At 68.5% G+C, this 13,788-nt stretch carries 13 protein-coding genes and 1 other RNA gene; 7 read left to right on the top strand and 7 right to left on the bottom strand.

Features of this window, described 5'->3' with window-relative positions; genetic code table 11:
* Nucleotides 1-45: 45 nt before the first annotated feature.
* From IEY58_RS12200 to IEY58_RS12170, 7 genes are all read right to left on the bottom strand, one after another.
* Nucleotides 46-636, bottom strand: a complete 591-nt coding sequence (locus tag IEY58_RS12200; protein WP_189046008.1) for an anthranilate synthase component II — start codon at nucleotides 634-636, stop codon at nucleotides 46-48.
* On the bottom strand, nucleotides 633-2,099 hold the full coding sequence (locus tag IEY58_RS12195) for an anthranilate synthase component I family protein (protein WP_189046006.1): 1,467 nt from the start codon (nucleotides 2,097-2,099) through the stop codon (nucleotides 633-635). Before IEY58_RS12195 ends, IEY58_RS12200 begins: the two co-directional genes overlap by 4 nt.
* Before the next feature lie 511 nt (nucleotides 2,100-2,610).
* A complete protein-coding gene (locus tag IEY58_RS12190; RefSeq protein ID WP_189046004.1) occupies nucleotides 2,611-2,907 on the bottom strand; it encodes a hypothetical protein in 297 nt (98 codons plus the stop codon).
* A 30-nt stretch (nucleotides 2,908-2,937) separates the two neighbouring features.
* Complete coding sequence (pgmG, locus tag IEY58_RS12185) at nucleotides 2,938-4,317, bottom strand: phosphoglucomutase/phosphomannomutase PgmG (protein ID WP_189046002.1); 1,380 nt, start codon at nucleotides 4,315-4,317, stop codon at nucleotides 2,938-2,940.
* 57 nt (nucleotides 4,318-4,374) lie between these two features.
* Nucleotides 4,375-5,244, bottom strand: coding sequence for a UTP--glucose-1-phosphate uridylyltransferase GalU (gene galU / locus IEY58_RS12180; RefSeq protein ID WP_189046000.1), 870 nt, complete (start codon nucleotides 5,242-5,244; stop codon nucleotides 4,375-4,377).
* 260 nt (nucleotides 5,245-5,504) lie between these two features.
* Nucleotides 5,505-7,565, bottom strand: a complete 2,061-nt coding sequence (locus tag IEY58_RS12175; RefSeq protein WP_189045998.1) for a molybdopterin oxidoreductase family protein — start codon at nucleotides 7,563-7,565, stop codon at nucleotides 5,505-5,507.
* A gap of 101 nt (nucleotides 7,566-7,666) precedes the next feature.
* A complete protein-coding gene (locus IEY58_RS12170; RefSeq protein WP_189045996.1) occupies nucleotides 7,667-8,641 on the bottom strand; it encodes a Gfo/Idh/MocA family protein in 975 nt (324 codons plus the stop codon).
* A 142-nt stretch (nucleotides 8,642-8,783) separates the two neighbouring features.
* On the opposite strand from IEY58_RS12170, the gene IEY58_RS12165 reads away from it, so the two are divergent.
* The 7 genes from IEY58_RS12165 (at nucleotide 8,784) to IEY58_RS12135 (ending at nucleotide 13,726) form a co-directional block, all read left to right on the top strand.
* Complete coding sequence (locus IEY58_RS12165) at nucleotides 8,784-10,403, top strand: acyl-CoA synthetase (RefSeq protein ID WP_189045994.1); 1,620 nt, start codon at nucleotides 8,784-8,786, stop codon at nucleotides 10,401-10,403.
* 3 nt (nucleotides 10,404-10,406) lie between these two features.
* Nucleotides 10,407-11,012 carry a 2-hydroxychromene-2-carboxylate isomerase gene (locus IEY58_RS12160; protein WP_189045992.1) on the top strand — a complete coding sequence of 202 codons (606 nt, stop codon included), beginning with the start codon at nucleotides 10,407-10,409 and terminating at the stop codon, nucleotides 11,010-11,012.
* A 37-nt stretch (nucleotides 11,013-11,049) separates the two neighbouring features.
* Nucleotides 11,050-11,403, top strand: a transfer-messenger RNA (tmRNA) gene (ssrA, locus tag IEY58_RS12155).
* A gap of 52 nt (nucleotides 11,404-11,455) precedes the next feature.
* Nucleotides 11,456-11,959: an SspB family protein gene (locus tag IEY58_RS12150; RefSeq protein WP_189045990.1), complete on the top strand. Its 504-nt coding sequence runs from the start codon at nucleotides 11,456-11,458 to the stop codon at nucleotides 11,957-11,959.
* Nucleotides 11,960-12,101: 142 nt separating this feature from the next.
* Nucleotides 12,102-12,632 carry an RNA polymerase sigma factor gene (locus IEY58_RS12145; RefSeq protein WP_189045988.1) on the top strand — a complete coding sequence of 177 codons (531 nt, stop codon included), beginning with the start codon at nucleotides 12,102-12,104 and terminating at the stop codon, nucleotides 12,630-12,632.
* 58 nt (nucleotides 12,633-12,690) lie between these two features.
* The gene (locus IEY58_RS12140; protein WP_189045987.1) at nucleotides 12,691-13,221 is read left to right on the top strand and encodes an anti-sigma factor family protein; all 531 of its coding nucleotides are present in this window, start codon (nucleotides 12,691-12,693) and stop codon (nucleotides 13,219-13,221) included.
* Between the two features lie 16 nt (nucleotides 13,222-13,237).
* Nucleotides 13,238-13,726, top strand: coding sequence for a periplasmic heavy metal sensor (locus IEY58_RS12135; protein WP_189045985.1), 489 nt, complete (start codon nucleotides 13,238-13,240; stop codon nucleotides 13,724-13,726).
* The last annotated feature ends 62 nt before the right edge of the window (nucleotides 13,727-13,788 follow it).

The following is a 13,788-nucleotide window of genomic DNA, read 5'->3' as shown; positions in this document are numbered from 1 at the left end:
CCGCGGAACGCGGGAGGGTGAGGGTCGCGCCGCCGCTCCCCTCCCCTACCAAGCAGCACCGCCGGCCGCGACGCGGTCGATGAAGTTGCCGAACAGCCGCGCGCCGGCCTCGGTGCGGATGCTCTCCGGGTGGAACTGCACGGACTCGATCGGCAGGAAACGGTGACGCAGCCCCATGATATGACCGTCGTCCTCGGCGCGCGCCGAGACCGCGAGGCAGTCGGGCAGCCCGTCTTCCGCCACGACGAGCGAATGGTAGCGCGTCGCCGAGAAAGGCTGGGCCTGGTCCTTGAAGCAGCCCTCGCCGTCATGGGCGATCGGGCTGGTCTTGCCGTGCATGAGCCGGCGCGCGCGCTCGACCTTGCCGCCGAACGCGAGCCCGATCGCCTGGTGGCCGAGACAGACGCCCAGGATCGGCAGGCGGCCGGCGAACCGGTCGAGCATGCCGACATAGCCGGCATCGGCGGGATGGCCCGGGCCAGGCCCCAGCACGATCAGGTCGGGCCGCATCGCCTCGATCTCGTCGCCCGTCACCCGGTCGTTGCGCACGACCGGGACGTCCAGGCCGGCCTCCAGCAGATATTGCCGGATGATGTAGACGAAACTGTCGTAGGCATCGATCAACAGCGCCTTCATGGCACGAGCTCCTCGTTCGTAATGGCCCAATAGCCGGCCCCGAGCTTGGCGAGCGTCTCGCGCCACTCGGCCGCGGGGTTCGAATCCGCGACGATCCCGGCCGACGCGCGGATGGTGTAGTGGCGCCCGTCGTGCAGCGCCGTGCGGATCGCGAGGCCGGTATCGACGAAGCCCGCGAAATCGATGAGCCCGAAGGCGCCGGCATAGAGGCCGCGCCGGCTGGTCTCCAGATCCTCGATGATCTCCATGGCGCGGACTTTCGGCGCGCCGCTCATGGTGCCGGCCGGGAAGCTCGCGGCGATCGCGTCGTACTCGTCCGTGCCGAGCGCCAGATCGGCCGTCACCGTCGAGACGAGATGGAACACGTGGCTGTACCCTTCGGTCGCCAAGAGCTGCGGCACAGCCAGGCTCTCCGGTGTCGCGATGCGGCCGAGGTCGTTGCGGCAGAGGTCGACCAGCATGACATGCTCGGCGATCTCCTTCGGGTCGGTCCGGAGCTTCTCGGCCTGGGCCGCATCAAGCGCGGGCGTGGCGCCGCGCCGGATCGTGCCCGCGAGCGGCCGCATGGTCGCCCGTCGCCGCTCGATGCGCAGGAACACTTCCGGGCTGGCGCCGACCAGCTCGGTGCCGGCCACGCGCGCCAGCACCATGTAGGGCGCCGGGTTGCGCACGCGCAGCCGGCGATAGACCGAGAGCGGGCTCGCCTCGGTCTCGATGGTGAGGGCGTGGCCCAGCTGGACCTGATAGATGTCGCCGAGCCCGATATGGTCGAGCGCCGTCGCGACGCCGGCTTCGTAGCTTGCCTGGTCGATCGAGTCCGTGACGCGGCGCGGCACCGGCACGGCGGGGATCGCAGCCTCCTCGCCCTCGGCCCGGGCGCCGTCGAGCCGTTCCAGCAGCTCCTCCAGATCGACCGGCTCCCAATGCGGCCCGCGCGCCGTCACCAGTTCGGCCGTCCCGCGGGCGAGATCGAACGAGAGCGCGCCGCGGCAGAGCATGAGCGCGATGTCGGGCAGATCATCGCCGCGCGGGATGCGCATCGGCAGATCCTCGACGAACCGCACCGTGTCGTAGCCCAGATAGCCCACGAAGCCGAAGCCGTAGGCCGCCCCCGGATCGGAATGCCCTGCGACCGCGAAGCTGTCTCGAATCCGGCGCAACAGCGCCCAGAGCCCATCGGCCGCAACCTCGCCCTCGGACAGCAGGTCGGCGGTCGCATCCCGGATCGCCGCGACCAGCGCCGGCGATCCGCCGAACCGTACGGCCCGGTCGCGGATTTCGAGAGCCAGGAGCGGACCGAATCCGACGAACGCCCGGCGCTCGGCCGGATCGGGCCCGGCCAGCGCCTCCATCAGGAAAACACCATCGGCGCCATGCAGCCGGCGGAGGGCGAGCGCCGCCGAGAGCGGCGGCAGGAATGGGATGGAAGTGCGGTCGAGCTGGACCGGGATTTTCGAGATCATGGGGCGGCTTCCAGGCAAGGTTTGGACAAAGAAAAAGCCCACCAAGCGGGCTTGGTGGGCTTCAATCGCAGAGACGGTGCTTACGCGCGCGCGGTCAGCAGCCGTCGGGATCGCCCACGGACGAACGCCACCACCAGGTCCAAGCCTGGTTGGTTACGATGGTCAGATGGGCGAAAGAATGGGTCATTGCGGGCGAAATGCTGCGCTGGGAGCGATGAAGGAGTCAAGCGCTGTCGATTTCAGTGCAGGGGCACGACCGTATCTCAGTCCGAGATCTGAGGTCGTAGCCAGGGCACTGAACGATGCGCATCGCGCTCAGCCGCTTCTGCGGTTGGAAAGATACCCGAGGCACCAAAGGCCTGCCAGCCGCCTCGGTCTCCATCCTCTGGAACAGGAGGGAAATAGCGCTCTTGCTCGTAACGCCAGGGCCCATCGCTTCTCGCGATGATGACGACGCGAAGATCTTCGAAGGGTCCACTAACCACTTTGAAGCGCTGCTCTTGCATCGCCCCTACTCCGGCTCCTCCTGCCCCTCGTCCTTCTGGCCCGGCGGCAGTTCGGACTTGCAGAAGGGCGGCACGTCATCGCCGGATTTCACCAGGATGGCGCAGCCGCGCCGGATCTCGTCCTGGATGAGCTCGCACGGGTTCAGGGCGTTGCAGGGCGGATGGGTCGCGGGCGAGACCTCGAGGCATTGCTCGACATAGGCCTTGGCCTGCTCGGCGCCCGCCGTCTCCTTGCACGAGGCGGCGAGCGCCCCGTTAGCGGCAGCCAGCAATGGGAGCATCAGCAGAAGAGGCCTTCGCATGATGCTCCCCGCTTTCGAGGCTAAGCCCGCTTAGAAAGCCGGCGGCGCGATGTCGCTGGCTTTGAGCTGCTCGGCCAGGATCGCCTTGAGGCGTGCGAGGCCCGCCTCGTCCTTGGCCTCGGCGCGGGCGACCAGCACGTCCTGGGTATTGGACGCGCGCAGCAGCCACCAGCCGTCCGCCGTGTTGACGCGCACGCCATCGATCGCCGAGACGTCGGCGCCGGCCGCTTCGAGCCGGGCCTTCACCTCGTCGATCACCTGGAACTTGCGCGTCTCGGAGCAGGGGAAACGCAGTTCCGGCGTGTTGAGCACGGTCGGTAGCCGGTCGCGCACCTGGGTAATCGTCTCGTCCGAGCGGGCGACGATGCCCAAGAGCCGGACCGCGGCATAGAGCGCATCGTCGTAGCCGTAGTAGCGGTCGGCGAAGAAGATATGGCCGCTCATCTCGCCGGCGAGCGGCGCCCCGGTCTCGGCCATCTTGCTCTTGATGAGCGAATGGCCGGTGCGCCACATCAAGGGGGCACCGCCCATGCGGGCGATCTCGTCGTAGAGCACCTGGCTCGCCTTGACGTCGGCAATGATGGTCGAGCCGGGCTTCGCCTTCAGCACGTCGTCAGCCAGGATGATCATCAGCTGGTCGCCCCACAGGATGCGGCCCTTGGCGTCGATGACGCCGATGCGGTCGCCGTCGCCGTCGAACGCGATGCCGAGGTCGGCCTTGTCGGCCGCGACCTTCTCCTGCAGCTGGATGAGATTGTGCGGCTCGGTCGGGTCCGGATGATGGGCCGGGAAGGTGCCGTCGATCACCTCGTTCAGGAGGATATGCGTGCCCGGCAGCTTCTTGACGAGCTGGACGAGGGCGTCGCCTGTCGCACCGTTGCCGGCGTCCCACACGACCTTGAGCGGCTTCTTGCCGTCATAGTCCTGGGCGATGCGCGCGACATATTCGTCGAACACCGAGATCTGCCGCGCCGTGCCCTGGCCGCTCGTCCAGTCGCCCTTGGCCGCCACCTGGCCCAACGCCTGGATATCCTTGCCGAAGAAGGACTTCTTGCCCTTCATCATCTTGAAGCCGTTGTAGTTCGGCGGGTTGTGCGAGCCGGTGATCATGATGCCGCCGTCGACGCCCGGCACCGTGTTGACCGCGTAATAGAGCATGGGCGTCGGCCCGCGCCCGATCCGCACCACGTCGATGCCGGCCTCGTTGAGGCCCTGGACCGTCGCCTCCTCCAGCATCGGCGAGGACAGGCGGCCGTCATAGCCGATGGCGGCGCACTTGCCGCCGCTCCGCGCCAGCATCGAGCCGTAGCTGCGGCCGATGGCGCGCGCGTCCTCGGCCTTGAGGGTCTCGCCCACGATGCCGCGGATGTCGTATTCGCGCAGGATCGTCGGGTCGAACTGGTGGCTCATCGGGAAGCTCTCTTTTGAGGTCGAAGAAGGATCAGACAGGATCGAAGATTAGCGGGTTCAGGTCAGCTCTGCGATGACGCGGCGCAGGTCCTGGGCGACGTCCGCGCGCGCCAGGCCGAAGGCGATGTTGGCCTCGAGGAAGCCCAGCTTGTCGCCGCAATCATAGCGCTTGCCCTCGAAGCGCAGGCCGTGGAACGGCTCTTGGCCCAGGAGCTTCACCATGGCGTCGGTCAGCTGGATCTCGCCGCCGGCGCCGCGGCCGGTCTTCTCCAGGTGATCGAAGATCGCGGGCGTCAGGATATAGCGGCCGATGATCGAGAGCGTCGACGGCGCCTCGGCCGGATCAGGCTTCTCGACCAGGCCCTTGACCGAGGCCAGGCGCCCGTCGTCGGACGAGACGTCGAGGATGCCGTAGCGCTTGGTGTGCTCGCGCGGCACGTCGACCACGGCCACCACATTGCCGCTGGTCTCCTCATGCACGTCGACCAGCTGCTTCATGCACGGCGTCTTCGACAGCACGAGGTCGTCGGGCAGGATGACGGCGAACGGCTCGTTGCCGACCAGATGCTTGGCGCACAGCACCGCGTGGCCGAGGCCGAGCGGCAACTGCTGGCGCACGGAAGCGACCTGGCCAGGCTTCGGCAGCCAGCTGTTGATGCCCTCGAGCGCTTCCTTCTTGCCGCGCTCCTCGAGCGTGCGCTGCAGCTCGTAGGAATAGTCGAAATGATCCTCGAGCGCCGTCTTGTTGCGGCCGGTGACGAAGATGAACTCCTCGATCCCGGCGGCGCGCGCCTCTTCGAGCGCGTATTGGATCACCGGCTTGTCGACGACCGTCAGCATCTCCTTCGGCATGGCCTTGGTCGCCGGTAGAAAGCGCGTGCCGAGGCCTGCCACCGGAAATACGGCCTTGCGAATCTTGTGACCCATAAACATCCCCTTCGGACGGCCCAGGCCGCGGCATCGAATTCTCGATGCGCGACCCTGCCAATGCTGCGGCGCACCAATGCGTCCGAGGCAACAACGGCCGACAGGGTCGTCCCGTTCCCGATCAATGCGGCATTCTGTGCCATACCACTTGGCGTGCAGCAACTACTGTGGTGTGGAAGTGGCTGAGGACTCTACTGCATGGAATTTTACCGTCATTCCCGCGGAAGGCGGGGATGACGGCCATCGTGGGTCGCCCGACCTTACGCCGGGCGGATCCAGATCGCCGTGTCGTGGAACACCGCACCCCCGGCCGGCAGGCCGGGCTCGGCGCTCGTCAGCACGTTGATGCCGACGCCCTCCTCGAACGCGCGGTTGGGCCAGATGCCCTCGACCACGACCACGCCGTGCCGGATGCCGTCGAACGCGCGGGCCGGCACCACGACCGAGCCGCGCTCGTTGCCGAGCCGGAGCCGTGTGCCGTCCGCGGCCCCGAGCGCCGCCAGGTCGTCCGGATGGATCAGCACGCGCGGATTGCCCTCGCGCTGCCGGCTGCCGGGCGTCTCGCCGAAGGTCGAGTTGAGGAAGCTGCGCGCCGGCGCCGTCACCAGCCGGAACGGCTTCGCCGCCGTCTCGCGGTCGATGACCCAGTTCTGGTCCGGCAAGGCCGACAGCCGCGCGCCGTCGGGCCCGAGCCCGCTCCAATCCGCCTGGAAATGGAACCGGCCGTCCTTGTGGCCGAAGCCGTCGAGGAAATGCATGGTCTCGAACGGCAGGGCGCAATCATGGCCGCGGCCCTCGAGGAACGTCTCGGCCGGCGGAAAGCCGGTGTCGGCGAGCGTGCGCTCGATGAGCTCCCAGGCGCTCATTTCGAAGCCCGGATGCCGGGCACCGAGCCGGCGCGCGAGCTCACGGATGACGAAGTGGTTCTCGCGCGCCTCGCCGAACGGCTCGACCGCCTGCTTCGCGATCTGCAGCATCGTGTGGCCGGACGCGGTGTAGATGTCGTCGTGCTCGAGGAAGGTCGTGGCCGGCAGCACGATGTCGGCCATTGCTGCCGTCTCGGTCATGAACTGCTCGTGCACGCAGACGAACAGGTCGTCGCGCCGGAAACCCCGGTGCACGTTGGCGAGATCGGGCGCCACCACCATCGGGTTCGTGTTCTGGATCAGCATGGCGGTAACCGGCGGCCCGCCCTTCAAGGCCTCGGCATCGCCGGTCAGCACGGGGCCGATGCGCGACATGTCGAGCTCGCGCACGGTCGTGTCGACCGCATCGAGCCCCTGGATCACACTCTTCTTCAGGCTGTAGAGCGCGCCGCCGGCGTAGAGCGCACCGCCGCCCCGGTGCTTCCAGGCGCCGGTCACCGCCGGCAGGCAGGTGACCGCATGAACCTGCGCCGCGCCATTGCGGCCGCGCGAGAAGCCATAGCCGACGCGGATGAAGCTGCGCTGGGTCCGCCCGTAGAGCCGGGCGAATTCCCAGATCGTCTCCTCTGGCAGGCCGGTGATCCGCGCCGCCCAGGCCGGGTCCCGGTCGCGCACGTGGGCCTCGAGTGCGTCGGGCACGTCGGTGTAGCGCGCCATGTAGTCCCGGTCGGCATAGCCCTCCTTGAAGGCGACATGCATGATCGCGCAGGCAAGCGCCGCGTCCGTGCCGGGCCGGAGGATGATCGCGAGATCGGCGACCTCTGCCGTGGGCGTGCGATAGGTGTCGACCACGACCAGCTTGGCGCCGCGCCGCTTGCGGGCGCGCTGGATGTGGCTCATCAGGTTGACCTGGGTCGCGACCGGGTTGCCGCCCCAGACGACGATGAGATCGCTCTCGGCGATCTCGCGGCTGTCGGTGCCGCGCTTGACGCCGACGCCGGCCATCCAGCCCGCGTCCGTGAGTGCCACGCAGATCGTGCCGTACTGGCGCGAGTATTTCATCACGTTGCGCAGGCGGTCGATGCCGTCGCGCTGCACATGGCCCATGGTGCCGGCATAGAAATAGGGCCAGACCGTTTCCGGCCCGTACTGCCGCGCCGCCTCGGCGAATTTGGCCGCGACCGTGTCGAGCGCGTCCTCCCACGAGATCGGCTCGAAGGCGGCCAGGCCCACGCCCTTCGGCCCGACGCGGCGCAGCGGCCGGGCGAGCCGGTCCGGATGATGCTGCCGCTCGGCATAGCGCGCCACCTTGGCGCAGACCACGCCCGCCGTGTAGCCGTCCTTGCGCCCACCATGCACCCGCCCGATGGTGCGCGCGTCGAGCCGCTCGACCTCGAGCGCGCAGGTCGAGGGGCAATCGTGCGGGCAGACCGAATGGGCGATGTCGAGCGGCATGGCGGGTCATGGATCCAAGGGTCGGGTCGCTCACTCTAGGGCCGCCCTATCCCGCCGCCAACCGGCGAACATGCAAGGCGGCCTGACGCCAGTGAATACCGTCAGCCGACCGTGACGGGCGCACCCTCGGCGGCCGAGCGCAGGATCGCTTCGAACACGGCGGCGCCATGGATCGCCTGGGCCGCACTGACCGGGAAGGTCGCCCCGCCCCGGATCGCGTCGGCGAAGGCCTCGAGCTCCGCGCGCTCGATGTCGACCGGCGGGAACGCCGTCACTTCCGGCACGTCGCGGCCGAGCCGGGTGAGCTCGAGCCGGTCCGGCCCGCGCAGCTCGGCATGGGCGTTCGAGCCGAACAGGTGAAAGCGGAAATGCTGCGGGGTTGCGAGCAGGGTCGTGAGGGACGCGCTGGCACCGCTTTCGAAACGGAACAGCACGGCCGTCGTGTCGTCGACCTCACGCATCACACGCTGGCTCGTCTGGGCAAACACGCTCGTGATCGGCCCCATCAGGTCGATCATGGCATCGATCAGGTGGATGCCCAGCCCGGTGAGCCCGCCGCCCGGCACCTCGCGCCGGTCGAGCCGCCAGGAATCATCGTCGTAGCGGCCGATCGCGTTGACCGAGAAATGCGCCTCGGCATGAAGCACGGTACCGATCGTGCCGTCAGCCATCAGCCGCTCGAGCTGCCGGACCGCCGGCAGGAAGCGGCGGTTGAAACCGACCGCGAGTGTCACGCCCGCCTCGCGCGCGGCGGCGACCGACCGCTCGGCCGACGCCTTGTCGAGCGTGAACGGCTTGTCGCAGAAGATCTGCTTGCCTGCTGCCGCGGCCGCCACAACCTGGTCGGCATGCAGGCTGTGCGGCGTTGCCAGGATCACGGCGTCGATCGAGGGATCGGCCAATATCGCGTCGTAATCGGCGCCGAGCGGGAAGCCCTTGGCCGCAGCAAAGCCTTGCGCCCGCTCGAGCCGGCGGGTGACGCCCGCGACGATGCGGATCTTGTCGCTGCCCTCGACCGAATCCACCAACCGCCGCCCCCAGCGGCCGAGCCCGACGATCGCTGCCCGAACCGTCATCGACATCCCCTAGATTTCGGAAAAGAAACGAGCTGCAGGACTGCGGCCCAATGCCCCGTGATTATGCCCAACGCGCACGTTCTCGCCAGGCCTCTCGAATGCGCTAAGCTCGCCTGAACAACGAGAGGCGAAGGAGACACCCATGGCCCCGTCCGCCATGCCCAAGCCCGGCGATGCCGCGCGGAATTTCACTTGGCAAATTCCGGCGCGGTTCAACATCGGCACGGCCGTGCTCGATCGCTGGGCCGCCGAAGACCCGGGCCGGACCGCGCTCGTCGAGGTCGATGCCGACGGCGCGCCGCGCCGGTTCAGCTTCCAGGACTTGGCCCGCCTGTCGAACCGGCTCGCCAATACGCTCCAATTCCGGGGGCTCAGGCCTGGCGGCCGGGTCGGCGTCCTCCTGCCGCAGCGCCACGAGACCGGCGTCGCCCATGCCGCAGTCTTGAAGGCGGGCATGATCTCGATCCCGCTGTTCATCCTGTTCGGCGAGGAGGCGCTCGAATATCGCCTGGCCAATTCCGGCGCCCGCGCCGTCATCACCGATGCTGAGGGTGTCGCGAAGCTCAGGACGATCCGCGACCGGCTGCCCGATCTGGCACTCGTCCTGTCAGTCGACGGCCCGGTCGAGGGGGCCGAGGGCTTCACGCAGGCGATCGCGCCGGCGAGCGACCAGTACGCAGCCGTCGACACCGCGGCCGACGATCCGGCGATCATCATCTATACCTCCGGCACGACCGGTCAGCCCAAGGGCGCGCTCCATGCCCATCGCGTGCTCCTGGGCCACCTGCCGGGCGTGACATTCCCGCACGACGGCTTCCCGCAACCGGGCGACCGGTTCTGGACGCCGGCCGACTGGGCCTGGATTGGCGGGCTCTTGGACGTGCTGCTGCCGTCCTGGTTCCACGGCGTGCCGGTCGTGGCCCATCGCGCCCGCAAGTTCGATCCCGAGGCGGCGCTCGAGCTGATGGCCCGGTTCGAGGTGCGCAACAGCTTCCTGCCGCCGACGGCCCTGAAACTCCTGCGCCGGTCCGGCGCGCGCCACGCGGGCCTGAAGCTCCGCAGCGTCGGCAGCGGCGGCGAGAGCCTGGGCGATGAATTGCTCGACTGGGGCCGCGACGTGCTGGGCGTCCAGATCAACGAATTCTATGGCCAGACCGAGTGCAACCTGGTGCTGGGCAACGGCGGCGGCCTGCCGCCGGTCCGGCCGGGCTGGACCGGCACCGCGATCCCGGGCCACCGGGTCGAGATCGTCGACGAGACCGGCCAGGTGCTGCCGCCCGGGACCCAGGGCACGATCGCGGTCCGACGGCCCGACCCGGTGATGTTCCTCGGCTATTGGCGCAACGAGGCCGCAACGGCGGCCAAGTTCGCCGGCGACTATCTCTTGACCGGCGACCTCGGCATCAAGGATGCGGACGGCTATGTCCGCTTCGTCGGGCGCGACGATGATCTTATCACCTCCGGCGGCTACCGGATCGGTCCGGCCGAGATCGAGGCCTGCCTGATGCGCCATCCCGCGGTGGCACTCGCCGCCGTCGTGGGCGAGCCCGACCCGATCCGCACCGAACTCGTCAAGGCGGTGATCGTGCCGGCCGAGGGCGTCGAGCCCACGCCGGCGCTGGCGTCCGAGATCCAGGAGTTCGTCAAGCGCCGGCTCGCCGCCCACGAATACCCGCGCATCGTGGAATTCGCCCCATCCCTGCCGATGACCGCGACCGGCAAGATCATCCGCCGTGCTCTGCGCTCGAAGGAGGTTCCTTGAGACATGCCTGCCAGCAAGCTCGTCGAATACTATTTCACGCCCGTGTCACCCTGGACCTATCTCGGCCATGAGCGGTTCCTGGCGCTCACCGCAGCGGCGGGCGCCACGATCGAGTACAAGCCGACCGACTACGGCAAGGTGTTCCCGATCTCGGACGGCCTGCCGCTCGCCAAGCGCGCGCCGCAGCGCCAGGCCTATCGGCTGTTCGAGCTGAAGCGCTGGTCGGCCCATCTCGGCGTCCCGCTCAATCCGCAGCCGAAGTTCTTTCCGGTCTCGGCCGATCTCGCCTCGCGCATGCTCTGCGCGGCCGAGCGCAACGGCGACGAGCTGGACGGGCTGCTCACCGGCATCATGCGCGCGATCTGGGTCGAGGAGCGCGACGTCGCCGACGCCGCGACGCTCATCGCGATCGCCGATGCGGCCGGGCTCGATGGCCGTGCGCTCCGCGCCGCGGCCGAGACCGAGGCGGTCAGGGCCGCCTATGAGGCGCATACCGAGGATGCGATTGCGGCGCAGGTGTTCGGCGCGCCGACCTACATCTATCGCGGCGAGCCGTTCTGGGGGCAGGACCGGCTGGATTTTCTCGAGCGCGCGCTCCGCGCAGGTTGAGGGGCGGCCGCTCGGTGCACGCGGCCCGGTCGCCGAGCCCGTTGCGCCAAGATCGGCCGCCGCCTATATTCTTTCCTGTCGGGTGACCGACTATGGCGATAAACGGCGCGTAGAATAGGCGTCACGGACCCGGGGGCAGTGCCCGGCGCCTCCACCAAATCGGCCCGAGGGAACGTCCGTTCCTCGTGGCCGACCGACGGGGGCGATCCAGCTTCGACGTGCGTAGTAAAGGCGCGACTTTTGCCCGGCATGATACCGCCGTTATCGGGTCAATCTCTAAATGCGAACGACAACGTTGCGCATGAGGCTCTCGCGGCCTAATCCCTAACGGGATGAAAGCCATCGGGTAACTCGCGGTTCGGGGGGCACCGGGCAACAGAAGCCCCCCACTTCTCCCCTTCGCGCCGGGGATGGCATCCGGCGCTCTTTCAGAATCGGTGCAGATGGCGAAACCCACCCTCCGTTACGACAAGATGGTCGAGAATGCGCTGCGCAGCGTGGTCCGCGACGCGCTCACCTTGACCGCGGAGCATGGGCTGCCTGGCGCCCATCACTTCTACATCACCTTCCGCACGGGCCATCCCGGCGTCGAAATCCCGGATTATCTGGCCGCCCAATATCCGCACGAGATGACCATCGTGCTGGAGCACCAGTTCTGGGGCCTCGAGGTCGATGACCGCCAGTTCTCGGTCACCTTGAGCTTCCGCAACCAGGCGGAACGGCTCGTGGTGCCGCTGGCCGCCGTCACCGCCTTCGCCGATCCGTCGGTCAAGTTCGGTCTCGAGTTCCGTTCGGAGCCGGACACGGCCGAAGCCGCGCCGCCAGCCCCTGCGCCGAAGCTCGCGGCCGAGAAGCCGCCCGCGCCGACCAGCGACGACGAGCAGGCGGCCCCGTCGGCCGACAAGTCCGGCGAGGTCGTCAAGCTCGATGCGTTCCGCAAGAAATGACCGCCGGCCGCAGGGCGGCGTAAATCCGGGCCGTTTCGAATATTGCGCGCCCTGCCCGTGAAATGATCATGGGCGGTGAGGGATGCGCGGCACGCTACCGGCGTATGATGGGTCGTCGCGGTCGCTGTCGTACGGAGCTCACTTGAGGGGGGATCAGGAGGACCTTTCCGGCCTGCTGGCAGGAAACAAGGCAGCCTGGGACTCCTTCGTCGCCCGGTTCGCAGGCCTGATCCTCGCCGCGGTGCGCCGGGTCGTGGGTTCGGACGGCAGCGACGTCGAGGACATCGCCCAGGATGTGTTCCTGCGCCTGTGCAAGGACGATTTCCGACTGCTGCGCCAATATGACCCGACGCGCGCCGGGCTCTCCACCTGGCTCACCATCGTGGCGCGCAGCGTCGCCCACGACACGGTCCGGCGGCGCCGGCCGCCGACCCAGCCGATCGAAGCGACCCCCGAGGGCGCCTTCGCCGTCGAACCGTCCGTCGTCGAAAAGATCAAGATTCCCGAGGGCTTGCTCTCGCCGCGCCAACAGCTGGTCCTGACCATGCTCTACGAGCGCGACATGGAGGTGGCGGAAATCGCCGCTTCGCTCTCGGTCGACGCGCAAACCGTCCGCAGCACGCATCACAAAGCAATGCTGAAATTGCGGGCACATTTTGGCGAAAAGCCGTGAGGCGCGGGGATGGTCCCCGCCCCACGGGCGTACCATGTTCGAACGTGGGATCCCGACCATGAACGACGAAGCTCCTTTCCAGCCGGACCGAGCGCTCTTCGAGCGCTGGCGGGCGCACGAGTCGGCGGCGGCAGCGACACCGCCCCCGATCGATCCCCCCATCGACCCGATGCTGCTCGCGGCCTATCTCGACGGCCGGCTCGACGAGGCGGAGGCAGAGGCGCTCGAGCGCCGGCTCGCGGCCGACCCGGCCGCCCTTGACGATGTCATCGACTGCAAGACGCAACCGATCGTGCCCGAGATCGCGTCCGCCGCGTTCCTCGGCCGCGCCCAGGCGCTCCTGCCGGAGCAGACCGCGGCGGTCCTGCCGTTCGCACCGCGGCCGTTTGCGCCAGGTTCGGCAGCCCCCCGGCGCGTCTCCACCTGGGCCGCCTGGGGCGCGGTCGCGGCCAGCCTGGTGCTGATCTCGCTCGTGGGCTTCGATCTCGGCATGCAGACGGAGCGGAACATCAACCAGCCGGGCGGCACTGGCACCGCGATCGACCTTCTCGACCAGTCGAACGGGCTCCTGGGTGACGGGGTTGGCTGAGACGCGGATGGCGACGATGTTCAAGCTTCGCGCCCCGCGTCCGATCGAGGTCGCCCTCGTGCTGTCGCTGGCCCTCAATCTGTTCGTCGCCGGCGGCTTCGCCTATTCCCGCTACGCGGCCCCGCATCCGGGGCAGGGAGGCCCGCCCGAACGCCGGCTCGAGCTCTTTGCAACCCGGCTCGGTCTCGATCCCGAGACATCCAAGCCCTTCAAGGAATGGCGGCGCGGCCTGCACACCGCCCAGGGTATACTTGCCCTGCAGAACCAGCCGCTGGTCGAGGACACCTGGGAGGAGCTGAGCGCGCCCACGCCCGACGTCCAGCATGTTCACGAGCTGCTCGACGAGATCGCACAGCACCGCCGCGCGTTCCAGACCGAGGTCACCACGGCGACGATCAAGTTCCTCGGCACACTCGACGAATCCCAGCGCAAGACCTTCATGGCGATCGTCGCCGACCGGTCGAACCCGCTGGCGGGCCCGATTCGCAATTCAGTCGGCAACTGAGCCTTGCGGTAACAGGTATTTGCCGCGACGGCGGGGCGGTGGCACCTTGGCGCCCATCCGGC

Origin of the sequence: Aliidongia dinghuensis (assembly GCF_014643535.1) — a bacterium.
Lineage (GTDB): Bacteria > Pseudomonadota > Alphaproteobacteria > ATCC43930 > CGMCC-115725 > Aliidongia > Aliidongia dinghuensis.
This window is presented reverse-complemented; position numbering and strand designations above follow the sequence as displayed.